Genomic DNA, 23686 nt, shown 5'->3' on the forward strand with positions numbered 1-23686 from the left:
CTTCGGGGGCCTTCGATCGTAGGGTGTGGACCGAATCGAAGGAGACCGCCTCTTGTCACCCCTGATCGATCCGGTGAACGGTCCGGCCGCGCGTGCGGTTGCATCCGAGCGGGATTATGTGTCCTCCCTGTACGAGTTGCTCACCGAGCGCCTTTCCGAGGCGCGAGCGCACCACGCGAATACCAGGAATCCCCCGGCGGAAAGCGCCGGTGAAGCGCACGAGCGGGAAATCACCGCCGCGCGTCTCGCAAGAGAAATCGGCCGGCTGGAGGGTGCCGGAAAGGGCCTGGTCTTCGGGCGCATCGACCGGAAGGACGGTACGGCCCTGCGCATCGGCCGGATCGGCCTGCACACCGAGGACGACGACCTGCCCCTGCTCGTGGACTGGCGCGCGAACGCCGCGCGGCCCTTCTACGAGGCGACCCCGGTCCACGCGATGGGCCTGCGGCGGCGCCGGCACCTGCGGCTCGAAGGGCGGACCGTCGTCTCGGTGAGCGACGAACTGCTGGACGGGACCGACCCGACCGGCGAGGACGTCGTGGGAGACGGCCCGTTGGCCGAGGCCCTGTCGGCACCGCGTACGGGCAGCATGGGCGCGGCCGTCGCGACGCTCCAGGCCGAGCAGGACGAGATCGTCCGCTCCGCCCACCGCGGCGTGACCGTGGTGCGGGGCGGGCCCGGCACCGGCAAGACGGTGGTCGCCCTGCACCGGGCGGCGTACGTCCTGTACGCGTTCCCGCGCGCCGCGCAGGAGGGCGTCCTGGTGGTGGGCCCCAACGCCCGCTTCCTCGACTACATCGCGCGCGTCCTTCCCTCGCTCGGGGAGAACGACGTCGTCCTGGCCACCTGCCGGGAACTGGCCGGGGTGTCCGCGGACGCGGTGGACCCGCTCGCCACGGCACGCCTCAAGGGCGGCTCCGGCCTCGCCGGCGCCCTGGCCGGCCTGTTGCGCCCGCGCCAGGCCCCCGCCGGTGACGTCACCGTGCGGGTCGGACGGGAACGGGTGCACCTGTCCGGCGAAGAGGTCGCCGCGGCGCGCGACGCCGCGCTCGCGGCCGCACCGGGGCACAACCCCGCGCGCCGGGTGTTCACGGAACTGCTGGCCGACGCCGTCACCGCCGCGCTGCAACGGGACTTGGGCGACCTCCTGGAACGCATCGACGCCGACACCGAAAGGCTGACGGGCCTCGATCTGGACCGGTTCACGGGCGCCGCCGGGCGCCGCGGCGAAGGCGCGCCCGCCGCGGTTCCGGCCCACGAGCTGGATCCGGACGCCGTCCGGAACGAGCTCCTCGACGACGACGCCTTCGACGGGGCGGTCGAGGCGCTGTGGCCGCGGCTGGCGCCCGCTGACCTCGTGCAGGCGCTCCTGACGGACGCCGGCGCGCTCGCCGAGCACCTGCCCCGCCTGAACGCCCGGGAGCGGTCCCTGCTGCTGCGCGGTCCGCAGGACCCGTGGACCGACGCCGACGTGCCCTTGCTGGACGAGGCGGCGAGCCTGGTGGACGGCCCTCCCGAGCGGACGTACGGGCACGTCGTCGTCGACGAGGCCCAGGAACTGACCGCCATGCAGTGGCGGATGATCGTACGCCGCTGCCCGGCGAGGGCGATGACGCTGGTGGGCGACTTCGCCCAGGCGGGCCCGGTCACGACGGCCCGCGACTGGCAGGAGGCGCTCGCCCCCCACGTCGGACCGCGCTTCAGGCTGCACGACCTGACCGTCAGCTACCGCACCACGCGGGAGATCCTGGACAGCGTCCGGGGCCTGCTCGCGCGGATCGCTCCGGACCAGCGGCCCACGCGGTCCCTGCGCGGCGGCGCGGTTCCCCGCACGGTGACCGCCCCCGCGGACGGGCTGGCCACCGCGGTCGTCCATGAAGTGCGCGCCCAGAGCGCCGCGCACCCGGGCGAGCTCCTCGGAGTGATCTGCGAGGACTCCCGGGTGAGCGAGCTGACGGCCCGGGGCGTCGCCCACCACGCGCGCCTCGTACCGGCGTCGCAGGCGCGCGGGCTGGAATTCGACGGGGTCGTCGTCGTGGACCCCGAGGGCATCGGCGCGGCCCGCCCGGGCGGGGAGAGGGACCTGTACGTGGCCCTGACCCGGGCCACCAAGCGCCTGTGCACGGTCACCGCGCAAGCCGTCTGAGGCCGGAAGAGACGGCCTAGCAGGGCGGCGAGGAGCCCTTCTGGCCCTTGAGGTCGCGGTTGTACAGCCAGCCGGTGGCGTTCGTGCCGTCCACGCGGACGAACGTCCACTGGTTCCCGTACGAGTTGACGATGTAGCACTGGTACCAGAGCTTGGTGCCGTTCTTGACCAGGCTGCCTTGCGGGCACTGCTGGTACGGCGCGGCCAGCAGGTGGTGGTCGCCGGAGATGTAGCCGTACGTGCCCGGGGCCGGGTCCTTGTGGGTCCAGCCCGCGCAGCCCGTCGGTGCGGGCTTCGGCTTGGCCGGGGCGGCCGAGGAGCCCTTCGGGGAGGGCGTGGCCGTGCCGCCCTTCTTGGAGGGGCTCGCGGACGGCTTCGGCGTGGGCGCGGGGCCGGAGTCCGAGGGGGAGGGCGGCGGGGCGGGCGGCTCCGGCTGCCCGCCGGTGGCCGGGGAGCCGCCGGGCGCCGGGGTGGGGGCCGTCGCCCGCGTCCGGGGGGCGTCGCCGCCGGAGGTCACGGCGTAGCCGACACCGCCGGCGGCGAGTACGACGACGGCCGCTGCGGCCACCACGGCGCGGCGGCGGCGCGGCCGGTCCACGGCCGGCGGCGGCGGGCCCGACGGCGGGCCCGGCGGGAAGCCGGACGGCGGGAATCCGGGGTGGGGGGTGGGGGCGTAGGGTTGCGGAAACGATTCGCCACCGGTGTCGAACCCGGCCGGGGGCGGGGGCCCGAAGCCGGGAACGGGAGTCGCGGGGACTGCGGGCGCCGCGGGAGTCTCAGGAGCCACGGGCACCACGGGCGCGGGAGCCGCCGCCGGGGGTGCGGTGCCGCCGCCGGCCGCCACCTGCTCCAGCATCGCGCGCGCCCGGTCGGCGGTGGGCCGGTGTGCGGGATCCTTCGCCATCAGGGCCCGCAGCACGGGCGCGAGCGGCCCCGCGCGCCGGGGCTCGGGCAGCGGGTCGCCGACGATCGCGGCCAGCGTGGACCACACCGAGGTACGGCGGAACGGCGAGACGCCCTCGACCGCCGCGTACAAGGTCATGCCGAGCGACCAGATGTCGGAAGCCGGTCCCGGCTCCCGGCCCTGGGCGCGCTCGGGCGGCAGGTAGTCGAGCGAGCCGACCAGCTCGCCGCTGCGGGTCAGCTTCGCCACGGCGTCGTCACCGGCGGCCTCGATGGTGGCGATGCCGAAGTCCGTGAGCACGACCCGGCCGTCCCGCTCCAGCAGCACGTTGCCCGGCTTCACGTCGCGGTGCAGGACGCCCGCGCGGTGCGCGGCGTCGAGCGCGTCCATGAGCCGGGCGCCGATCGCGGCGGCCTCGTGCGGGTCGAGCGGCCCGCGCCGCGTCACCACCTCGTCGAGCGAGGGACCGTCGACGAGTTCCATGACGATGACGGGCAGCCCCTGCTCGTGCGTCACGTCGTGCACGGTGACGACGCCGCCGTGCCGGATCCGGGCGGCGGCCTGCGCCTCTCGCTCCATCCGGGTGCGCAGGTCGGTCAGTTCGGCGTCGCTGGAGTCGGTGTAGGCGCGCAGGACCTTGACGGCGACCTCGCGGGCGAGCAGCTCGTCGACGGCCCGCGCGACCACGCCCATGCCGCCGCGGCCGACCACGGAGGTCACCCGGTAGCGTCCCCCGAGCACCTTGCCGATCAGGTCCCCGTCGTTCGCTTCCCCCGCTTGACCCGCTGGCACCACGTGCTCCGTTCCGCAACCGGTCGGCCGTCCCGACTCCCTGACGGTGCCCAGCGTAGAGGCATGATCCGCGGCCCCTCCGGGCGGCTGCCGCCCGGAGGGCGTGCTCAGTCGGCAGCCGGACGCCACCGGTGGGCGAGCCGCGCCGCGCCGTGTGCTCCCCAGAGCCAGACGACCAGGGCCATGGCCAGTGCGGCGGCGAGCACGGCGGCGAGCAGCGGCCGGGAGAGGGAGGCCCCGTCGGCGTGCTCGCCCGTGGTCATGGGGGTGGCCAGCCAGCAGTGGGTGGCGAGGCCGATGAGGGAGGCGGCCAGCAGCGGGACGAACAGGCTGAAGAACGCGGTGCTGAGGTAGAGGGTGCGGCTTGCGCTGAGCACGCTCAGCGCGGTGATGCGGCGGCTGAAGCGCACGTACTCGGCGAGGTTCGACAGGACGGCGGAGAGGGCGGTGACCGTCACGGCGAAGGCACCGAAGAGCAGGACCCACAGCCCCTGCCGGTCGTCCGCCGTGGCGGAGTTCAGCCAGGAGCCGGCGATCGTCCCGACGGGCACGGCCATGCCGAGGTGGCGGTTCGCGGCCTCCTTCACCGCGGGGACGGAGATCTGCCGGCCCGGGTCTCCCACCAGGACGATGACGTCCCCCTTGGGATCGGAGCTCTGGCGGGCGAACAGCCCCTGCCCGGGGGTGTCCCAGCGGTCCAGCTCCCCGACCCGTACGTCGGCGGTCCGCGGCTCCACCGGGACCGCCTGCGGGGTGCAGGGCAGCGAGAGCCGTCGCAAGGCCGTGCAGGGGCCGTTGAGTTCGGCCGTCGCCCTGCCCCGATCGATGCTCAGCCGCAGGGCCTCCACGCCGGACGGCAGCGCCGCGAGGAACGCGGGCGGGACCGGACCGTCGTCGGGTGCGCCCACCGTGAGGGCGCTGGTCCCGACGCGTTCGACCGTCTGCCGGGCCTGGAAGACGGTGCCCGTGGTGCGGGTGACCCACAGCTGGGTCTGTCCGACGAGGACGAACGCGATGACGACCCCCGCGGTCAGCCGTACGGTGGCGCCGGGCCAGGCGGCGGCCCAGCGGCCGCAGACCAGGGCGCCCGGCCGTCCCGTACGGCGCCCCAGGCGGGCGAGGGCGTGCCCGGCCGCGACCGCCGCGAGGCCGGTCAGCGACGGGAGGGTGAGGATGGTGCCGCCCACGCCGGTCGCGTAGAGCAACAGGCGCGCGGCCGGGTTGGGAGCCAGCGCGGGGCCCTGGACCGCGAGGAGGGCCATGAGGGGGCAGAGGTAGGGCCACCAGCGCGGCAGCCGGGTCCGCAGGAGGCGGGGCCGCGGGCCCTGGCGCCGGTCCTGCGGCGGGTGGGTGAGGACGACGGCCAGCAGGACGAGGGCGGCGGCGAGCAGCGGGGCCGCGGCCACCGCCCACGCCCAGCGGCGGGTGTCGGCGACGGCGAGGGTGTAGCCGACCAGCGGCAGCCGGGTGTCCTGTGCCAGCAGCCACAGGCCCACTCCGAGCCCTGGGAGGGCTCCCGCGGCCACGGGGAGGGCGGCCTCGCCCGCGTTGACGACGGCGCGGACGCGCCGGCCGCCGCCGAGCGCGCCCAGGAGGGCCGTGCGCTGGTCCCGCGCGTCGGATCCGGCCCGCGCGCCCGACACGGCCAGGGCGGCGGCCGGCAGGGCCGCCATGAAGACGGCGATGACGAGGAGGAGGCGGACGGGCTTGACGAAGAGGTTCTCGCCGATTCCGGACGGCGAGGGCGTCCCGAAGCGGGCGACGGGCCACATCCGGGAGGTGTCGGCGGGTACTCGGTCGGGGCGGACGTACGCGAACCGCTCCCCGGGGCTGGCCAGCCCCTGCGCACCGATGGTGCCCGCCACCGCGCCGTACCGGGTTTCGATGCCCTCGTCACGGCCCGCGGCGAGGAGTGCGGGCGACAGGAGCGCCTGGCCCGGCCGGGGCCAGGCGGAAACCCCGGGCGGCAGGGGGGCGTCGTCGCGCAGGGGCAGCACGTAGACGACCTGGTACTGCTGGTCGTCCACGGCGTCGAAGGCGGGCCGGTACAGCAGGGGGGCCGGGGCCGCCTGCGGGGAGCGCACCGGTGAGCGGGCCGCGTCGCGCAGGTCGCGGCCCTCGTAGGCGGCGAGGACGAGCATGATCGCGGAGAGCGCCAGGCTCGCGGCGAGCGTGCCGCACGCGAGCGCCACGAACCGCACCCGGCCGGCCGGGGCGGCGCGGCCGGCCGCCGCCCCGATCCGCAGCAGCTGCCACCACAGGGGCGTACGGCGGCTCCCGCTCATACCGTGTTCCGGGCCCGCAGGCGGCCGTCGGCCAGGTGCAGCACGCGGTCGGCGCGCCGTGCTAACTGCTCGTCGTGGGTGACGACGAGCAGGCCGCACCCCCAGCGGTCCGGCAGCCGGAACAGCACGTCGGCGACGCTGTCGCGGTTCGCTTCGTCCAGGGCGCCCGTCGGCTCGTCGGCCAGCAGGAGCACCGGCCGGTTGATCAGGGCGCGGGCCACCGCGGTGCGCTGGCGTTCGCCCCCGGACAGCGTGCCGGTGGGGCGCTCCGCGCCCGGGACGCCCAGTTCCGCCAGCAGCTTCGCGGCCTCGTCGTACACGTCTGCGCGCGCGGCGCCCGCGAGCAGGCCCGCCAGGGCCACGTTCTCCACCGGGGTGAGTTCCGGGAGCAGCTCGCCGAACTGGAACACCACGCCGGTGTGGGCGCCGCGGTGGCGGGCGAGCGCGCGCCGTTTCATCCGGGTGAGGTCCGCTCCGGCGACCCGTACGGCTCCCTGCGGCGTCACCAGGCCCAGCGCGCAGGAGACGAGGGTGCTCTTCCCACTGCCGCTGGGGCCCGTCACCGCGAGGGACTCGCCCACGGGCAGGCACAGGTCGAGGCCGTCGAAGAGCACGCGGTCGTCGACGGCGTAGTGCAGCGCCCCGAACTCAAGTGCCGTCGAGACCCGCGCCGCACCGGGCCCGGCGTGCTTCCCCATGCTCCCCCGCCCACCGAAACGTCATCGACGCGAACGCTACAGAGCCGAGGCACCGAAGGAACCGCCCCATCGAATTCCGGTCACCCGATGACCTGATGAGCCTCCGGAGGGCCCCCGCCCTCCCCTGCCGGGGGGTCAGGCTCGTTGGTGGGGGGCGGGGGCCGGGGTGGGGGCGGGCGGGCGGGGTGGGGTGCGGCCGGGCAGCAGGAGGCTCAGCCCGAGGGCGACCGCGGTGAATCCCGTCGCCCACCAGAAGGCCCGGCCGAAGGCGTGCGCGGTCTGCGCCGCCGAGCCCGCGCTGGTGCCGAGGGCGGTGTCGAGGATGACGGCGAGTACGGCGACGCCGAAGGATCCGCCGATCTGCTGCGCGATGCGCGTGATGATGCCGGCGTCCGGGATCTCGTCGCGCCCGAGGCCGACGAAGGCGGCCGCCTGCAGGGGGATCGACACGGCTGCGAGCCCGCAGCCGCGCACCACGAGCACCGCCATGAGGTACCGCTCGTCGGTCGTGTCCGAGGCGAGGGCGAACGGCACGGTGGACAGCCCGATGGTCGCGAAGCCGGCGAACGCGACCCACCGGGTCCCTATCCTGTCGCTCAGCCCGCCGGCCAGCGGGCGGCTCAGGAGCGTGCCGATGCCCAGGGGGGCGAGCATCAGGCCGGCGTGCAGCGCGTCCGCCCCGCGCACCTGCTGCCAGTACAGGGGCAGGAGCGCCATGCCGCCGTAGAGCGCGGCCCCGGACAGGAACATGAGGGCGGAGGAGGACGCGAGCGGGCGGTTGCCGAGCAGGCGTACGTCGACCAGTGCACCGGCCTCGCGGCGGAGCGCGTGCAGGGCGAAGACCAGCAGCAGCGCCGCCCCGACGAGCAGCGGGCCGAACGTGCCGGGGCGCCCGAAGCCGCCCGGCCGGGACGAGTCGGTGAGCCCGAGCAGGATCGCCACCAGGCCCGGCGACAGCAGGAGCCAGCCGGCCGTGTCGAAGCGCGGGCGCGCGGGCGTGGCGTCGGGGTCCAGCATCCGCCAGGCGCAGATGAAACCGGCCACGCAGAAGGGGACGTTGACCCAGAACAGCCACCGCCAGTCGAGCGCGTCCAGCAGGACACCGCCGATGACCGGTCCCACGATCGGCCCCACCACGAAGGGCAGGGTGACGACCGACATGGTGCGCCCCAGCGCCCGGCCCGCGGCCGCCTGCATGATCATCGTCGAGAACAGCGGCAGCATGAGCCCGCCGCCCAGGCCCTGGACGGCCCGGAAGGCGATGAGACTGCCCGCGTTCCAGGCCAGGCTGCACAGCACCGAGCCGATGAGGAAGACGGCCAGCGCGAACAGCCAGACCCGGCGGCCGCCGAAGCGGGCCTGCGCCCAGCCCGCGAGCGGGATCGACACACCGAGGGCGAGCAGGTAGCCGGTGCTCACCCACTGAATGGTGGAGAGCGGCACGCGCAGTTGCCCGGAGAGGGTGCCCAGCGCGACGCTGACGATCGTCGTGTCGAAGACGACGGCGAGCGAGCCGACGATGAGGGCGACGGCGATCTTGAGGACCTTCGGATCGATGCGGTCCCCCACGGCCGCCCGGGTCGTCACGGCGCGCTCCCTCGTCAGCGGATCTCTTGCGCGAGCCGTTCGAGCAGCGGCGCGGCCGCCGCGAGCTGCTCCAGCTCCCCCGGCGTGAAGTGGCCCGTCAGCGCCCGCGCGAGCAGCTCCGTACGGGCGCTGCGCTTGTCGGCCAGCGCCTGGCGGCCCGCGTCGGTCGGCGTCAGGAGCACGCGCCTGCCGTCCCGGGGATCCGCGCTGCGCTCGACGAGCCCGCGGGCCCGGAGCCCGCCGAGGGTCGCGCCCATGGCCTGCGCGGTGATCTGCGCCTGCCGGGCCAGCGCGGACGACGTCGTCGCGCCCGCCTCGTCCAGGAGCGACAGCGCGGTGCGCTCCGGCAGCGTGAGCTCGCCCTCGACGCGCACCCGACGCACCCGCCTGACCAGCGCGCCGACGCTCGTCAGCAGGGCCGTGGCGATCGCGTCCGAGGTCAGCTCGTCACCACTCATATATTAAGGCTAGTTTATCAATCTGCCGTGGTGAAGTGCCCGCGTCCGGTCGGGGGGCGGAAGCAGGCGACGATGACCTTGCCCGCCGCGCAGGTGCGCACCGTCCAGTCGTCGGCCAGCGCGTCGACGAGGAACATGCCGCGTCCGCCGTTGCAGTCGGTGCTCGGGGGCTTGAGGACGGGCGCGTCGCAGCTCCCGTCGTGCACGGCGATGTGGAGGCAGCACTGGTCCCAGGTCATCACGAGCTGGGCGCTGCTGCGCGCGTGCACGTGGGCGTTGGTGACCAGTTCGGAGACGGTGAGCAGCACGTCGTCCACGGTGTGGGGCGCCTCGGCGACCCAGCTGAGGCTGTTCAGGTGGGCGCGCGTCCAGTCCCGCGCCGTTTTGGTATCGGTGTCGAGGGGCAGGGAACGGGCCCAGCCCACGGCTCGTACGGCGCGACGGTCCATGGCGCGCTCCTCTCGTTACCGGCCCGTGACCGTCGTGTGCCCCGTAAAGGCGCTCTCATCCGGTCCGCTGCCGGCCGTCCGCGGGCGGCTCGGCGGGCCCGGGCTCCTCGCGCGGCTGCGCGCCTCCCCGTCGCACGGTACGAGGGCGGCTCGCTCGTCACGGCGACACGGCCACGAACCCCGCGTCCGGCAGGCCCTCGAACACGTCGGCGCGCCGTGACCGCCGGGCGGGGCGGTCACGGCGCGCGGGTCGGGCGGGGGCCCGGGTCACTCGTCCGTCTGGTCGCGGGGGCGCTCGGCGGGCCGGGAGCCGAGGTTCCCGTACCCCTTCATCTCGTGCGGGGACAGCCTCTCGCCGTTCGCCGGGAACGCGTCCGGCTCGGGCTCGCGGCGCTCCTCGATGTGGTGGGGCCGCACGTCGGGGCGGGAGGGCGCGCCGGGCGCCGGCTCCGCGGCACGACGCCGCACGCCCCACCAGACCGCCCCGATCAGGAGCAGCGCCACCACGACGCCGACGGCCAGGAGTCCGGCACCTGCGGCGCCTGCGGAGAGGAAGTAGGACATGGGGTCCGCCTTTCGGGGTGGGGGCCGGAGGGTTGGTTCCGGCGTACGGGACTAGGCCGGGAAGCGGTTCCATACGCGGTGTTCCGCCACCAGCCCGGCCAGGGCCTTGACGGCGGCGGCCGGGGTGGCCGCCTCGACGACGCCGGGCGCGCCGCCCGGGACCGCGGCCTCCGCGAGCACGGCTCCCGCTCCGGCCCAGCCGCCGATGGCCTTCGCGTGCCGGTACATCTCCGACACCAGGAGGAGCACCCGGGGGTCGGTGGCCGGGGCGGCGCTCCGGCGGTTCTTGCCCCGGCCCGCGCCCGCCTTGGCGTCGCGGGCTCCGGCGGCGTCGGCGGCCGGCGCCGGCGCTCCGGCGATGAGCAGGGCGTCGAACTCCGTGGAGCGTGCGGTGGCGAACGTCCGCTGGACGGTGACGGCGTTCTTGCCCGTACCGAGCGCACCGCCGGTCGGGGCGATCACCAGCGGCATCATGCCCGCGGCGCGTACGGCCTTGGCCGCAGCGGCCACGCCCTTCGCCTCGCTGCCCGGCCCGGCGACGATGCCGACGGTCCGGCCGTCCAGCGGCCAGCTCCGCCCGATCTGGGAGAGGGCGGGGCTGGGCTCCACGTCCGCGAGCGGCCCGGTGGCGCCGGAGGCGGTCGGGGCGGGGGCGGGCAGGCCGAGGCCGGCGGCCACCTGCTCGCACAGGCCGCCGTCGACGCGGGCGAGGACGGTGAGCACGCGTTCCCGGACGGTCTGTTCGTAGCACTTGGACAGCTCGAAGGTGTAGGCGGCGACGATGTGCTCGCGTTCCACCGGTGTCATGCTCAGCCAGAACTGCCGGGGCTGGCTGAAGTGGTCGTCGAAGGACTCCGGAGCGGCCCGCTCCTTGCGCGCGGGCGGCAGCTCGACCGGCGCCTCGATGAAGGCGGCCGTGTCCGCGCCCGCCAGGAACGGGCAGCCGCCGTCGAGGCTGTTGGGGCGGTACGGGGCGGCACCCGCGTGGACGGCGCTCTGGTGCATGCCGTCGCGGAGCATGTCGTTGACGGGTGCGTGGGGCCGGTTGACCGGGATCTGGCCGAAGTTGGGGCCGCCGAGCCGGCTGATCTGGGTGTCCAGGTAGGAGAAGAGCCGTCCGGCCAGCAGCGGGTCGTCGGTGACGTCGATGCCGGGCACGAGGTGTCCGGGGTGGAAGGCGACCTGCTCGGTCTCGGCGAAGTAGTTCTGCGGATTGGCGTTCAGGGTCATCAGGCCGATCGGCCGTACCGGGGCCAGCTCTTCGGGGACCATCTTCGTCGGGTCGAGGAGATCGATGCCCTCGAACATCTGGTCCGGGGTGTCGGGGAAGGTCTGGATCCCCAGTTCCCACTGCGGGAACGCGCCGGCCTCGATGGCGTCGGCGAGGTCGCGGCGGTGGAAGTCCGGGTCCATGCCCGCGGTGATCTGCGCCTCCTCCCAGACCAGGGAGTGCACGCCCAGCTTGGGCTTCCAGTGGAACTTCACGAGCGTGGTGGCGCCCGTGGCGGCGACCAGCCGGAAGGTGTGGACGCCGAAGCCCTCCATCATCCGGTAGGAGCGCGGGATGCCCCGGTCGGACATGTTCCAGATCGTGTGGTGGGTGGCCTCGGTGTGCAGGGAGACGAAGTCCCAGAAGGTGTCGTGCGCGCTCTGGGCCTGCGGGATCTCCCGGTCCGGATGCGGCTTCCCGGCATGGATGACGTCGGGGAACTTGATCGCGTCCTGGATGAAGAACACCGGGATGTTGTTGCCCACCAGGTCGAAGGTGCCCTCGGCGGTGTAGAACTTGGTCGCGAAACCCCGGGTGTCGCGGACGGAGTCCGCCGAACCCCGGGATCCCAGCACGGTGGAGAAGCGTACGAAGACCTCGGTCTCGACGCCCTCGGCCAGGAAGGCCGCCTTCGACACCTTCGCCGCGGTTCCGTACCCGGTGAAGACGCCGTGGGCGGCGGCTCCGCGCGCGTGCACCACGCGCTCCGGGATCCGCTCGTGGTCGAAGTGGGTGATCTTCTCGCGGAGGTGGTGGTCCTGGAGGAGTACGGGGCCGCGGGCGCCCGCCTTGAGGGAGTGGTCGCTGTCGTGGAGCCGGGCACCCTGCGCGGTCGTCAGGTACGGACCCGCCTGCGCGACGGCGGTGGCGGGCGCGCCGGTGGGCACGCCCGTGGGGCCCAGGGTGCCGGGGCCGCGCTGGTCCGCCTTGGGCGGCAGGGGGTCGCGTGGCCTCACGCGCTCGGCCGCCGCGGGCGGCTGCGGAACGGGCGCCCCGGGAACCACGTCCGCCCCCGGGGCCCGGCGGTCGCCCACGGCGTCCGGCCGGGCGGGCTTCGCCTTGGCGGTACGCCCCGTGCCGGACGCCGCCTTGGCGGGGCTTGCCTTGGCGGGCCTCGCCTTCGCCGGCGTCGCTTTGGCGGGCTTCGCCTTCGCCGCCTTCTTCGCAGCCATGAAGTTCCTTCCGCTGTTCGGGGCGCGGCGATCCCCCTCACCCGAGGTCGGCTCGCCGCATCGGCCTGACGCGTCCGGGAATCGATCCCCACCACGGCCCCAGACCCGTCGGATACCCGATATACCCGAATAAATCCTTTTGTCCCGGCGACAACTCCACCCTCCGGGCCGGCCGGGCCCCACCGCACATGCCCGTGGCGCCCGGACCGCGAACGGTCCGGGCGCCACGGGCACCCTCAGTTACGTACGGCGTCCGCCGCTACCAGCGGTACCAGCGACCGCTGCCGCTCTTCGGGCGGGCGACGAATCCGAGCAGCCAGATCACCAGGACGGCGATCGCGACCCACCACAGGATCTTCAGGGCGAAGCCGGCGCCGAAAAGGATCAGCGCGAGCAGGAGAACGAGAAGCAGGGGAACCATAGTTATCAACCTCCGAGGCACCGGGTACCCGGGCCCGGCCCGCGCATGCGCCGGAAATTTACCTGTTTCTTATCCGCCCAGGCGGGAAGGCTGATCGCCCTCCACGCCCACCTCGCGCGGGGAACGGACCAGGCTCTTCCGGGTGGCCATGGGTGTCGGCCGCCTCCCGCCGGGCACGAGCGGCCCATGACGTTCTTACTGCTCTTCCTGCTCCCCCTCGGGTTCGCGCTGATCCTCCTGGCCGCCGCCGAACCCCACCACAGGGGCCGCCACCGCGACAGCCGCTAGCGGGCCGGGCAGCCCGTCCGAAAGGTGAACCGGATGACCCCGAAAACGCGTCCTACGCTCAGCGGCGCTCGCCGCAGCTGCACATCGCCGTCGGTTAACGACCGAAAAGAGGGGAAAACGGACTGTATGGATCAACGGACTGTGACGCCCCGATCCCCGTCGGCCCCCCGGTCCGGCACCGACCTCTCCTGCGCCGAGGCCCGGGACACCGTCCGCGGCGCCCTCGCCGGGCTGGCCGCGCCCGCGCCGTGGTGCGAGGACGTCCTGACCGTGGCGACCGAACTCGTCTCCAACGCCAGACGCCATGGCGGTGGCGTCACCGCCTTCCGCGTCACCGCCGATCGCGGAGCCGTCGTCATCGAGGTCTCCGACGCCTCCCCCCGGCCACCGGTGACCGAACCCTGGGCACCCCGGGTGCCCGGCGGCTTCGGGTGGCGGCTGGTGAACCAGCTCGCCGCCACCGACGTCCGCGTCCACACTCGCGGGCACGGCAAGACGGTCAGCGCCGTCCTGACCCACGGCCCCGCCGTACGCTGACCGGCGGCCGGGCCCGCCCGGGACGGGCCGGGCCGCGCTCATCGGGTCAGCCGAAGAACGGGACGTCGCCGAGGTGGTCCACCGCCTTCTCGCCGCGGTGCGGGCCTCTGTGTACGGGGAGCGGGCCGTGGAAGACGACCTTGGCCTTGTGGTGGCGGTGCTGCTCGCACTCCCCGCACGCACCGGTCTCACCCCCCCGGGGCCCTGGAGTCCGGCGGGGCCGGTGTCGCCCTTCGCCCCGGCCACGCCCGGGGCACTGCTCCCCGCGGGCGCCGGGCCGGCCCTCCTCGATCGGCATGGCGACACCCCGTCCGTCCCTCCCCCAGTCCGCCGACGGCCGTCGCCGTGCAGGGGCCCGGTCTGCCGTCCGGGCCCGTCGCGTACACGCGGCCGACCGTGCGGTCCATCGAGCCGCCGGCCGCGCGGCAGTCCTCCGCGCTGACGGCGCCGTCGTGGACCACGCTGCGGGCGTCGGCGGGAGGAGGCCCCGTGCGGCCCGCCGTCATCGCCGGCCCTCAGGCCGCGCGCCTACGGCAGCCGTGACCTGCGCGTCGGGCCGGTTCGTGCGGGCCTTATGCTGCGGCCGGTGCGGGTCCAGGGGGGGGCCGCCGCGAGGAGGGGAAGCATGGACGTCGCCGTGGAGGGGGCCCCTGTTCCGTCGGCCCGGGAATGCCCGGAGTGCCGGGGCCCGGTGCCGGTGCACGAGACCTACGTCGAGTGGTGCTCGGCCTGCGACTGGAACGTGGATCCGGGTGCGCCGGATCCCGAGCCCGGCCGGATCGCGGCCTTCCGCAGGCGCCTCGCGCATGCCTACGGGGAGCAGCTGGCGGCGGAGTTGGAGCACGGCGCGGACGCGGACGGCCCGCGCCGACGGGACGCCTCGGCGGCCCTGGCGCAGGGGGTGTCCGTACTGGTCCACTCCCTGACGGCGCTGCTGGTGGTCGGCGGGACGCTGTTGATCGTCCTCGGCTGGGCAACCGGTGTGCAGCCCGTGGTGGGGGCGCTGCTGCTGGGCGTCGCCGCGGTGCTGCGGCCCCGGCCGGGGCGGCTGCCGAAGGACGCCCAGGTGCTGTACCGGGCCGACGCCCCGGAGCTGTTCGGCCTGGTCGACGAGATCGCTTCCGCGCTGGGGACGACCGGGGTGCACGCCGTGGTGGTGGAGCCCCGGCCCAATGCGGCGGTGACCACCTACGGTCTGCGCCAGCGCCGGGTGCTGTACCTCGGGCTCGCCCTGTGGGAGGTGCTGGGCCCGCAGGAACGGGTGGCGCTGCTGGGCCACGAGCTGGGCCACTTCGCCCACGGGGACATCCGGCGGAGCCGCCTCACGAGTGCGGCGCTGCACTCGCTGTCGGTCTGGTACTACCTGCTGGCGCCCACGCCGCCGACGCGGCTCCTCGACCGGTTCGTCAACGCGTGCGTGTTCCTGCCCCGGTGCGTGGCGCTCGGGCTGCTGCAACTGCTCGACGGGCTGACGCTGCGCGCCTCGCAGCGGGCGGAGTACCTGGCCGACGCGAGCGCGGCGCGGGTCGGTTCCTCGGCGGCGGCCACCGCGCTGATGGACCGGCTGCTGATCGCGCGCGCGGTCGGCGAAGGGCTGCGGCGGGAGTCCGTGGCCGCCGGGATGCGGGGCGGCCGGGCCGGCCGCGCGGCGCGCGAGGAGGCCGAGCGGGGGCTGTGGGAGCGGCTGGCCGCGCGGTTCACGGCGGTGCCGGAGCGGGAGTACGAGCGGCTGCGCCGGGTCGCGGCGCGGCGCGGGCACAGCGTCGACGCCACGCACCCCCCGACCCACCTGCGCAGGCGCCTCGTGGCGGCGGGGGTTCCGCACACGGCGCTGGTCTCCCTGACGGGGCGGCGGGAGGCGGCGGTGGCGGCGGAGCTGGCGGCCGCACGCGCGGTGACGGCCCGTCAGGTCATCCGCGACTTCGCGGGCTGAGGCAGCGGAAGCGGCCAGGGTGAGCAGCCGAGCGAACCATCGACCGCCTCGAGAACGCCAAGTGTCCCGTTCAGAGATCCTCGGCACCCGGGTAGTGCCGGCGAAGTCCGTTGAGCACGCGCCCGCGGACGAGCCGAACCAGCACCTCAGCCAGGGTCACGTAGTGGTTTCCGCGCCAGGCACGGAACGGCGCTGGTCTTCGGTCACGACGGGCGTGTGGGAGGCGAGGGGCCGGTTCGTTTCGAGCGACGCGGCGGTCATCTCCAGCAGAGCCGGCAGGGACGCCCACATCGCGTGCGGTTGTCGCACGACTCCCCCCACGGCCTCGGCCGTGTGGACCCGCACGCGGTCGGTCTCGGGCCGGTGGTCGAGTACGAGGCATTCCCCGCAGATGTCCCGCGCGATGGGGACGAGCTGCGGGTGCCCGTACAGGTCGAAGCTGCTCCCGGTCCTCATGAAGTCGTACGCCGCGTCGCCGTCCGAAGCGGGCTGGTCGGGCTGGTCGGGCTGGTCGCGCGGAGGACGCCGTCGTGCCGCGTCAGCGATGCCACCAGGGGTTTCAGCAGCGGTCGGCCGACCACGCGTTCGAGGACGGCGATGTCCTCCGGGGTCGCCGGCGGAGCCAGTGCGGCCCGGGTCGTGGGGGCGTGTTCGGCCAGCCAGTTCTCGATGCGCGTCCACGACTTCGCGATGGGAGGTCATGGTGACGGCATCCTGTCATCGGCACCGACACCGCCGGCGGCCGGGAGGGGACCTACCTCAGGGCTTCCCGCAGGGTGTCGACGGCCAGCCGCACCGCCAGGCGGGCGGCTCGGGTGTCGCGGAGGGCGTCGAGCATGGCGAAGTCGTGGATGGTGCCCAGGGCGCGCAGCGCCGTCACCGGGACGCCGGCCTCCCGCAGGCGGGCGGCGTAGGCCTCGCCCTCGTCGCGCAGGACGTCCGCCTCGGCCGTGATGACGAGCGCGGGCGGCAGGCCGGTGAGCTGTTCGGTGGTGGCGCGCAGCGGGGAGGCGGTGACCTGCGCGCGCTCGGCCGGGTCGCTCGTGTACTGGTCCCAGAACCAGCGCATGGCGTCGCGGCGCAGGTGGTAGCCCTCGGCGAAGTCCCCGTAGGAGCCGGTGTCGAAGGAGGCGTCGGTGACGGGGTAGAAGAGCACCTGCGCGGCCAGGCGGACGTCGCCGCGTTCCTTGGCCATCAGGGTCAGGGCGGCGCTCATGTTGCCGCCGACCGAGTCGCCCGCGACGGCGATCCGGGCGGGGTCGAGGCCGTGGGCGGCCCCGTCCTCGGTGATCCACCGGGCGACGGCGTAGTTCTGCTCGATGGCGGTCGGGTAGCGGGCTTCGGGCGAGAGGTCGTACTCGGGGAAGACGACGGCGGCGTGCGCGCCGACGGCGAGTTCGCGCACGAGGCGGTCGTGGGTGTGGGCGTTGCCGAACACCCAGCCCGCGCCGTGGATGTAGAGGACGACGGGCAGCGCGGCTGTGGCTCCGCGCGGGCGGACGATGCGGGTGCGGATCTCTCCGGTGGGGCCGCCCGGTACCACGGTCCACTTCTCGTCCACGGGAGGCAGCGCGACGCCGTCGCCGCGCTGGACGTCGTCCAGGGCCTTGCGGCCGTCGGCGACGGGGATCTCGTAGAGGAAGGGCGGCTTCGCGGTGGCGTCGGCGAAGGCCCGGGCGGCGGCTTCGAGTACCGGTGGGTGCGGCATGCGGACTCCTTCTGCGTCGTGCGGTGGGGCCGGGTACGGGGCGGGGCCGGCTTCGGCGGCGTGTGCCGGAGGGGACCGCGCGGGCCTCCCAGGATGACCGTCGGCGCGGCGCCGCCGGTGAGGCGCGCCAGCGGGACGCGCGTTCGGCAGTTTCGCGTACCGGACCGCCCCGGGCACGTGATCATGGCCCGGGGCCCGGGGATCCCGGGCACGCCACCGGCCCTAACTCTTCGAAAGGACCTGACCCGATGTCCCTATGGCCTTCGATCGTCGCCGTGCTCGGTACCCTCGCCGGCGCCCTGGCCGCCGGTCTCCTCCAGCACCGTTCGGCACGCACCGCGCGCACCGAGGAACGCGCCGACGGCCACCGCCGGGACCAGCTGAACGCCGTCACCGACTTCGCGGCCGCGCTGGACGCGCACCGCTCGGCGATCTTCCACCGGGAGCGCCTCACCCTGACCGGGGCGGGGACCGAGCACCAGATGGAGGCGCAGACGAGGTCCCACGACACGCGGGCGGCCGTCACAGCGCCCCACATCCGCCTCCAGGTCCTGGTCCCCGAACTGGCCGGCTCCGCCCAGCGGGCCGCGGACGCCACGTACGGACTGCGCGGGGCCGCCGACCGGGCCGAGCTGGACGCGCGGCGGCACACCGCGAAGGAGGAGGCCGTCGCGTTCATCACCGCGGCCGCCGCGCTGCTGCGTCCGGGTCACCGCTGACCGGGGGGCGTCGCCCGACGCGGGGAGGGCGCGTCAGCGGACGACGTCGAACACGTTCTTCTGCACGCCGTTGGCGTACGCCTCGTGCTCCACCAGCTTCAGCTTCTGCGCGTCCTTGTCCGTCGTGCTGAACAGCCGCTTGCCCGCGCCGAGCAGCAGGGGGAAGACGAGCAGGTGGTAGCGGTCGATCAGGCCGGCGTCCGAGAGGGCCTGGTTCAGGGCGGCGCTGCCGTGGACGATGATCGGGCCGCCCTCGGTCTCCTTGAGCGCGGCGATCTCGTCGAGCGAGCGCAGGATCGAGGTCGGGCCCCAGTTCGGCACCAGAGCGTCCTCGGTGAGGGTGGTGGAGACGACGTACTTCGGCATCACCTTGTAGTCGGCGAACTCCGCCATGTCGGGCCACACCGGGCTGAAGGCCTCGTAACTGGTCCGGCCCAGCAGCATGGCGGCGGCCTCCTGCTGCTCGCGGCCCTTGATCTCGAACGCCTCGGGAAGGAACTCGACGTCCTTGAAGGTCCACCCGGAGTTCCGGTATCCGGGCTCGCCGCCCGGGGCCTCCACGACGCCGTCGAGCGAGATGAAAGCGGTGCTGATGAGGGTGCGCATCACAGGATCCCCGGTGTCTCGTATCGGTTGCCCGGCGGTTCGGTCCGGCCGGCCACGTCTATGACTGATGATCATGCGGGAAATCATCGGTGCGGGTACGGCAAGTGTCGGTGCCAGGGCCGGGGGTCGCACCAGCGGCCCGTGCGGTTGCGCGTGCAGCGGCACATGCAGCCGCGCATGCAGCTCCGCATGCAGCCCGCTGACCTGCGACAACGACGTGCGTGGCAGCTCCTGCTCGGTTGCGGTGCTTGAATGGACCATCGTTCCTGATCCGGCAAGGAGAAACGCTGTGCCCCTGGTGTCTGTCGTGATGCCCGTGTACAACTCGGCGGCGACCCTCGGCACCGCCGTCCGGTCGGTGCTCACGCAGACCCACGGCGACGTGGAGCTGCTGATCACCGACGACCAGTCCTCCGACGGCTCCATGGACCTGCTCGCGGAGCTCGCCCGGCAGGACGAGCGCGTCCTGCCCCGGCGGGCCCCCGAACAGGGCGGTGCGGGCCGGGCCCGCAACCTCGCGATGGAGCGGGCCCGCGGGGACTACATCGCCTTCCTCGACAGCGATGACATGTGGCTGCCCGAGAAGACCGAGAAGCAGCTCGCCTTCGCCGCGCGGGGCACCGCGCCGCTGACGTTCACCTCGTACTACAAGATGGACGCCGACTACGACGGCGAGAGCACCGACTGGGTCCCGAACGGACGCGTGGTCCGGGCCCGGGAGCACGTGGACTACCGGGCGATGCTGGTCCGCGACCACATCGGCGCCCTCACCGCCATGTACGACCGCAATGCCCTGGGCACGCGGCTGATGCCGGACATGCGCAAGCGCCAGGACTACGCCCTCTGGCTGTCGATCATGCGGGACGGCGCCGACGCCCGGGGCCTGACCGAGCCCCTCGCGGTGTACCGGGCCCACCAGGCGGGATCGCTGTCCTCCAACAAGGCCTCGCTCGTGCAGTACAACTGGGCCCTGTACCGCGAACACGAGCACCTGTCGGTCCCGAGGGCGACCCGGGCGCTGGCGGGCGCCGTATGGCAGTCGCTGCGCAACTCGCGCATCTAGGCCGTCTCCTCCGGATCCGCGCGGGGGCCCCGGGAGTTGTGGGCAGCCGGGCGTCCGTGCTCGGATTTCGCTGGGCGTCCTCGCGCTTCCAGCGCGCTGACCTGGGTAAACGGAAGCAGCGTCACGAGACACTCGTGTTCGACGTACATGAGGTGGGGGCACGGGCTCCCGCCTCGCTTCTGCACAAGGAGATGCCCCTCCGTGAGCACCAGCACGGTTCCGCCGACGCAGGCAACCTCGATAGCCCCTCCGCCGCGGCCCCGTGCCATCGAAGCGGCCCTGGACGCGGCCTACGAGACGCACCGCCGTTTCCGGCACGGGGCGTTCGCCGAACGCTGCCCCACCTGCCACGTGCCCGCCGGTGAACTCTGCCTGTCCCGGCGGAGCGTGCACAGCGCCCGGCGCCAGGCACACCGGGCGCACCAGGCGCGGACCGGACTCGGGCCCCGTCTCGTGGCGGTGGCGGCCCTCTCGCCGGGGCGCAGGACGCCGTTGTCAGAGGCCTTTGGCAGCATGACCCCATGAGCAAGATCGTGAACTACAGCATGGCCAACCGCGGGGCGGTGGCGCGCTTCCTGCCCGCCCGTGACCTCAGCGAGGACGAGGTGCGGCGGCTGGCCGGAATGCGCAGGCGGGCCGTCGAACGCCAGGACGAGCTCGACGCCCAGGACGTGGACTGGGGGCTGTCCGTGGGCGACGCGCTGGAGGAGCTGATCGCCGGCCGGGCCGGCTCCGACGCCGCGTACGCGGGCTGCGCCTACTACGCGGCGCTGCAGATCGTCATCGACCACAACGCGAGCGACCCCGACACGCTGGGGAGTTACCGCAGCCCCAGCACCTTCTTCTCGGCCCTGGACAAGGCGCTGCGGGCGGCAGGCGTTCCGGCGGAACTGCTGCCCTTCCAGTACGTCTACAGCGGTCCGCCCGATGAGATCGCGTTCCGCATTCCCCACCCGGTGGACGGTTCGCCCGAGATCGGGTGCTGGCCGCTGGCGACGGCCGGAGCGGCGGTGGAGGCGTACCGGGCGGTGCTGGAGCGGATCGACAGCGACCTCCGGTACGACCTGGAGGAGCTGATCACGGCGCTGGACAGCTGGTCCTCGGAGTGGAAGGACGGCGAGGGCGCCTGGTGGTGGGCCGAGGACGGCTCGATCTTCTTCTCCATCGTCGGCTGACCTCGGGGGCGGGGCGGGGGCGGGGCCCCGGCGGCCGGCCGGAGTCAGGGCTCCGCGGCCGCGCCGGACGCCGCGCGCAGCAGGGTGGCGACCTCCGCGTGGCCCGACTTCTCGGCCCATTCCAGGGGGGAGAGGCCGGTGCCCGCGTCCTCGCGCTGTCGCGCGTCCGCCCCGGACCGCAGCAGCTCCCGCACCACGTCCGCGTATCCCCAGGCCGCGGCGGCGCACAGCGGTGTCCCCTCGTCGCCTCCGCCGCTCTCCAGCGACGGCTGCGCCCCCGCCGCCAGCAGCACGCGGACGGCCGGGGCGCAGCCGTGCACGGAGGCCGCGTAGAGCGCCGTGGTCGCGCAGGAGTCGCGCGCGTCGACCGCCACGCCCCGCCGCAGCAGGGCCCGCAGGACGGGGAGGTCTCCCTTGCGGGCGGCCCGGACCAGCCGTCCGGACGTCTTCTTCCGGCGTCGTCTGTTCATGGCGGCCGATCATAAACACGGCCGCGCCGGCGGGGCGGGGGTCAGGCCTTGGCCGGGTCGGCGCCCGCGCGCTTCGCGACGCGGTCGCCGGTCTTCAGCGACTTCCAGAGGCGGCGGCCGATCCGGACCTTCAGGCAGGCGCCGTCCGCGAGGCGGACCTCGACGAAGTGGTACATGTTCGAGCCGTCGAGCATGCCGCGGGACAGCCCGGTGACGACGCCTTCCCAGTCGTCGCCACCGCGCCCGTTGTCGTGTGAGGTATTCATGACGGGAAGTCTAGGAAGGGCGTCCCACGGTCCGGCAGGGCCGCGCATCCCCTCTCCTCGCGTACGAATGTCATACGGGGACGGGGTCCGCCGGCCCGGGTTTCACCCGTCCGGCGCACATGTGCGCCGCGTCGGGCGGCGGTTCAGGGGTATGCGCGGCACGCACGCCGCCCCTGGTCCGCACTTTTTCGAGGACATCATCTGTGGAGACCGACCCCTCCCGCTCCGCCCGTCACGACGCCCGCTGGTCCACCGTCGCCCGCCAGTACCTCCCCCACTGCGAGACTCCCCTCCTCGTCCCGGTGACCTTCGGCTACCGGCGGTCCGATCCCCTGCGCGTGCGGGCCGCGTTCCACTGTCCGCAGAACGACGACGTCGTCTGGGACCTGGGGCGGGACCTGCTGGCCGCCGGGACGCGGAGCGCCTCGGGGGGCGGCGACGTACTCGTGTGGCCCGCGGACGGTACGGAGTCCCAGCCGCAGGTCTGGCTGCGGCTGGGGCCGCAGCACACCCACGCGCTCCTGGCGCTGGACCGCACGCGGCTCCTCGCCTGGCTGGACACCACGTACGCCCTCGTGCCCGCGGACAGCGAGGAGGACCACCTGGACTGGAGGCCGATCGAGCTGCTCCTCGCGGGCCACTGAGCCGTGGCCGTGCCGCCACCGGTCACTTGTCAGGGGATCCTTGACGACCGTACGCTGGCGTCAAGGACAGCCTGACGACGGAGGCCCCCATGACCGTGGCGCACACCGACCCGCTCGACCCGCAGTGCTCGTTCTGCGGCAAACCGGGCGCGGCCGTGAAGAAGCTCGTCGCCGGCCCCGGTGTCCACATCTGCGACGAGTGCGTGGACCTGGCCCACTCCGTCGTCGCCGAGCACCTGGGCAAGCCGGCCGTCGTGCCGACGCCGATCTGGGGCTCGCTCACCGATCAGGAGATGCTCGACCACATCCCGCGCGTCGCGGTGGCGGCCGAGCAGGTCGAGGCGAACCTCCGCTCCTGGGTGCAGGAACTGCGGCGCAGGAAGGTCACCTGGGCCGCCATCGGGCAGGCCCTCGGAACCTCCCGGCAGGCTGCGTGGGAACGTTTCTCCGGGGAGGAGTAGAGCGGCCCCGTGGGGGCTCAGCCGACGGCCCTCGCCACCGGCGCGGGCACGGGCGCGGGCACGGCGGTGGCGAGGCGGTCCAGGCGCGCGTAGAGCGCCCGCACGAGGCGGGCGAGGTCACGGGCGCAGCGTGCCGCGTCGGCGGGGGGCCGCGGCGCCGTCGCCCGGGCCGTCGCCTCCAGGAGCATGTCGGTCAGCGCACGGAGGCCGTGGTGGGGCGGTAACCGGTCGGCGGCGCGGCGCAGGTCCTCCGCGATGACCCGCGCGGCACCGGCGAGTTGCAGGGCGACGAGCTGGGGATCGGCGCGCGGGTCCGGGGCGTCGCCGAGAACGGCGTCCGCCAGGGCCTCGTGGGCGGCGCGGTCCAGCGGGAACTCCTCCGGATCGACGGATCGGTCGGCGTGGGGGGCGGTGGCGGCGTGGGGGGCGTGCAGGACGAAGTGGACGTTCATCGTGGCCTTTCCGGTGATGCGGTGGCGGGCGGGTGCGCCGGGCCACCGGTCATTGTCCGGAGGTCGGGGGCCCGATGGTGGCAGTCCACGCATCTTCCTGACGGAGCGGCCCTCTCCGTGCTCGCCCCGGCCGGTCGGCGGCCGTTCCGGGCACCGCGCGCCGCGCCGCGTTACGCGGTCGGCCGGGCCACCGTCCCCGTCCCCGTCCCCGTCCCCGTCCCCGTCCCCGTCCGGAGCGTACGGGCCCGCTCGGCCGGGTCGTAGCCCGGTCCGACGCCCTCGATCAGCAGCAGGTCGCCCTCGATGTGGTCGGTGCGCAGGTGCAGGATGGCCCGGTAGGCCGGGGAGTCGTACCAGGCCCGGGCCTCGGCCAGGCCGGGGAACTCGATCAGCACCATGCTGCCGGGCCATGTCCCCTCCACCACCTCGGTCGGTGGCCCGTGGACGACGAAGCGGCCGTCGAAGGGGTCGAGGGTGGCCTGGATGCGCTCCAGGTACGCGATGACGTCGGGGTGGTCGCGGCGGCTGCGGAGGTGGGCGAAACCGTAGGCGGACACGGCGGGGCTCCTTCGTTGCGGGGATCCGACGGGAACGCACGCGAACGTAGCCGGGAGCGGC

At 74.4% G+C, this 23686-nt stretch carries 23 protein-coding genes and 1 pseudogene; 8 read left to right on the plus strand and 16 right to left on the minus strand.

Annotated elements, in window-relative coordinates; translation table 11 throughout:
- Positions 1 to 118: 118 nt before the first annotated feature.
- Positions 119 to 2146, plus strand: coding sequence for a HelD family protein (locus ACGFXC_RS26810; protein WP_393716890.1), 2028 nt, complete (start codon positions 119 to 121; stop codon positions 2144 to 2146).
- 16 nt (positions 2147 to 2162) lie between these two features.
- Here the strand turns inward: ACGFXC_RS26810 and ACGFXC_RS26815 are convergent, their stop codons facing one another.
- The 9 genes from ACGFXC_RS26815 to ACGFXC_RS26855 form a co-directional block, all read right to left on the minus strand.
- Entirely contained in the window at positions 2163 to 3845 is a 1683-nt protein-coding gene (locus ACGFXC_RS26815) for a serine/threonine-protein kinase (RefSeq protein ID WP_393716891.1), read from the minus strand.
- Between the two features lie 104 nt (positions 3846 to 3949).
- Positions 3950 to 6127: an ABC transporter permease gene (locus tag ACGFXC_RS26820; RefSeq protein WP_393716893.1), complete on the minus strand. Its 2178-nt coding sequence runs from the start codon at positions 6125 to 6127 to the stop codon at positions 3950 to 3952.
- The gene (locus ACGFXC_RS26825; RefSeq protein WP_393716895.1) at positions 6124 to 6825 is read right to left on the minus strand and encodes an ABC transporter ATP-binding protein; all 702 of its coding nucleotides are present in this window, start codon (positions 6823 to 6825) and stop codon (positions 6124 to 6126) included. The genes ACGFXC_RS26820 and ACGFXC_RS26825 overlap by 4 nt, the downstream gene beginning before the upstream one ends.
- Before the next feature lie 135 nt (positions 6826 to 6960).
- Positions 6961 to 8412: an MDR family MFS transporter gene (locus tag ACGFXC_RS26830; protein ID WP_393716897.1), complete on the minus strand. Its 1452-nt coding sequence runs from the start codon at positions 8410 to 8412 to the stop codon at positions 6961 to 6963.
- Positions 8413 to 8426: 14 nt separating this feature from the next.
- The gene (locus tag ACGFXC_RS26835) at positions 8427 to 8870 is read right to left on the minus strand and encodes a MarR family winged helix-turn-helix transcriptional regulator (protein WP_393716899.1); all 444 of its coding nucleotides are present in this window, start codon (positions 8868 to 8870) and stop codon (positions 8427 to 8429) included.
- 17 nt (positions 8871 to 8887) lie between these two features.
- Positions 8888 to 9319 carry an ATP-binding protein gene (locus ACGFXC_RS26840; protein ID WP_393716900.1) on the minus strand — a complete coding sequence of 144 codons (432 nt, stop codon included), beginning with the start codon at positions 9317 to 9319 and terminating at the stop codon, positions 8888 to 8890.
- A gap of 267 nt (positions 9320 to 9586) precedes the next feature.
- Entirely contained in the window at positions 9587 to 9883 is a 297-nt protein-coding gene (locus tag ACGFXC_RS26845; protein ID WP_393716902.1) for a DUF6479 family protein, read from the minus strand.
- Between the two features lie 51 nt (positions 9884 to 9934).
- Positions 9935 to 12325, minus strand: a complete 2391-nt coding sequence (locus ACGFXC_RS26850; protein WP_393716904.1) for a catalase — start codon at positions 12323 to 12325, stop codon at positions 9935 to 9937.
- Positions 12326 to 12584: 259 nt separating this feature from the next.
- Positions 12585 to 12746, minus strand: a complete 162-nt coding sequence (locus tag ACGFXC_RS26855; protein ID WP_351818670.1) for a hydrophobic protein — start codon at positions 12744 to 12746, stop codon at positions 12585 to 12587.
- A 429-nt stretch (positions 12747 to 13175) separates the two neighbouring features.
- On the opposite strand from ACGFXC_RS26855, the gene ACGFXC_RS26860 reads away from it, so the two are divergent.
- A complete protein-coding gene (locus tag ACGFXC_RS26860) occupies positions 13176 to 13571 on the plus strand; it encodes an ATP-binding protein (protein ID WP_393716906.1) in 396 nt (131 codons plus the stop codon).
- Positions 13572 to 14196: 625 nt separating this feature from the next.
- Positions 14197 to 15504 (plus strand): M48 family metalloprotease, encoded by a 1308-nt coding sequence (locus tag ACGFXC_RS26865; protein WP_393716908.1) that lies wholly within the window; start codon positions 14197 to 14199, stop codon positions 15502 to 15504.
- A gap of 156 nt (positions 15505 to 15660) precedes the next feature.
- Here the strand turns inward: ACGFXC_RS26865 and ACGFXC_RS26870 are convergent, their stop codons facing one another.
- Both ACGFXC_RS26870 and ACGFXC_RS26875 read right to left on the minus strand, forming a co-directional pair.
- Entirely contained in the window at positions 15661 to 15960 is a 300-nt protein-coding gene (locus ACGFXC_RS26870) for a hypothetical protein (protein WP_393716909.1), read from the minus strand.
- Positions 15961 to 16258: 298 nt separating this feature from the next.
- A complete protein-coding gene (locus ACGFXC_RS26875; RefSeq protein ID WP_393716911.1) occupies positions 16259 to 17212 on the minus strand; it encodes an alpha/beta hydrolase in 954 nt (317 codons plus the stop codon).
- A gap of 248 nt (positions 17213 to 17460) precedes the next feature.
- On the opposite strand from ACGFXC_RS26875, the gene ACGFXC_RS26880 reads away from it, so the two are divergent.
- A complete protein-coding gene (locus tag ACGFXC_RS26880) occupies positions 17461 to 17931 on the plus strand; it encodes a hypothetical protein (RefSeq protein ID WP_393716913.1) in 471 nt (156 codons plus the stop codon).
- 33 nt (positions 17932 to 17964) lie between these two features.
- On the opposite strand, the gene ACGFXC_RS26885 is transcribed toward ACGFXC_RS26880, so the two are convergent.
- Positions 17965 to 18537, minus strand: a complete 573-nt coding sequence (locus ACGFXC_RS26885) for a dihydrofolate reductase family protein (RefSeq protein ID WP_393716915.1) — start codon at positions 18535 to 18537, stop codon at positions 17965 to 17967.
- A gap of 289 nt (positions 18538 to 18826) precedes the next feature.
- On the opposite strand from ACGFXC_RS26885, the gene ACGFXC_RS26890 reads away from it, so the two are divergent.
- Positions 18827 to 19600, plus strand: coding sequence for a glycosyltransferase family 2 protein (locus ACGFXC_RS26890; protein ID WP_393716916.1), 774 nt, complete (start codon positions 18827 to 18829; stop codon positions 19598 to 19600).
- Between the two features lie 521 nt (positions 19601 to 20121).
- Positions 20122 to 20775: a hypothetical protein gene (locus ACGFXC_RS26895; protein WP_393716917.1), complete on the plus strand. Its 654-nt coding sequence runs from the start codon at positions 20122 to 20124 to the stop codon at positions 20773 to 20775.
- Positions 20776 to 20819: 44 nt separating this feature from the next.
- Here the strand turns inward: ACGFXC_RS26895 and ACGFXC_RS26900 are convergent, their stop codons facing one another.
- Positions 20820 to 21245, minus strand: coding sequence for an ankyrin repeat domain-containing protein (locus tag ACGFXC_RS26900; protein WP_393716919.1), 426 nt, complete (start codon positions 21243 to 21245; stop codon positions 20820 to 20822).
- A 41-nt stretch (positions 21246 to 21286) separates the two neighbouring features.
- Entirely contained in the window at positions 21287 to 21511 is a 225-nt protein-coding gene (locus ACGFXC_RS26905; RefSeq protein ID WP_393716921.1) for a hypothetical protein, read from the minus strand.
- A gap of 203 nt (positions 21512 to 21714) precedes the next feature.
- Between ACGFXC_RS26905 and ACGFXC_RS26910 the strand changes: the two genes are divergently transcribed.
- Both ACGFXC_RS26910 and ACGFXC_RS26915 read left to right on the plus strand, forming a co-directional pair.
- A complete protein-coding gene (locus tag ACGFXC_RS26910) occupies positions 21715 to 22155 on the plus strand; it encodes an SsgA family sporulation/cell division regulator (RefSeq protein ID WP_393716923.1) in 441 nt (146 codons plus the stop codon).
- A gap of 89 nt (positions 22156 to 22244) precedes the next feature.
- A pseudogene (locus ACGFXC_RS26915) lies at positions 22245 to 22368 on the plus strand (ClpX C4-type zinc finger protein); the annotation flags it as partial.
- Positions 22369 to 22633: 265 nt separating this feature from the next.
- Here ACGFXC_RS26915 and ACGFXC_RS26920 read toward each other — a convergent pair.
- The gene (locus ACGFXC_RS26920; protein ID WP_393716925.1) at positions 22634 to 23068 is read right to left on the minus strand and encodes a restriction endonuclease; all 435 of its coding nucleotides are present in this window, start codon (positions 23066 to 23068) and stop codon (positions 22634 to 22636) included.
- 170 nt (positions 23069 to 23238) lie between these two features.
- Entirely contained in the window at positions 23239 to 23625 is a 387-nt protein-coding gene (locus ACGFXC_RS26925) for a DUF1330 domain-containing protein (protein WP_393716927.1), read from the minus strand.
- Positions 23626 to 23686: the final 61 nt, after the last annotated feature.

Origin of the sequence: Streptomyces sp. NPDC048507 (genome assembly GCF_043199995.1) — a bacterium.
Lineage (GTDB): Bacteria > Actinomycetota > Actinomycetes > Streptomycetales > Streptomycetaceae > Streptomyces.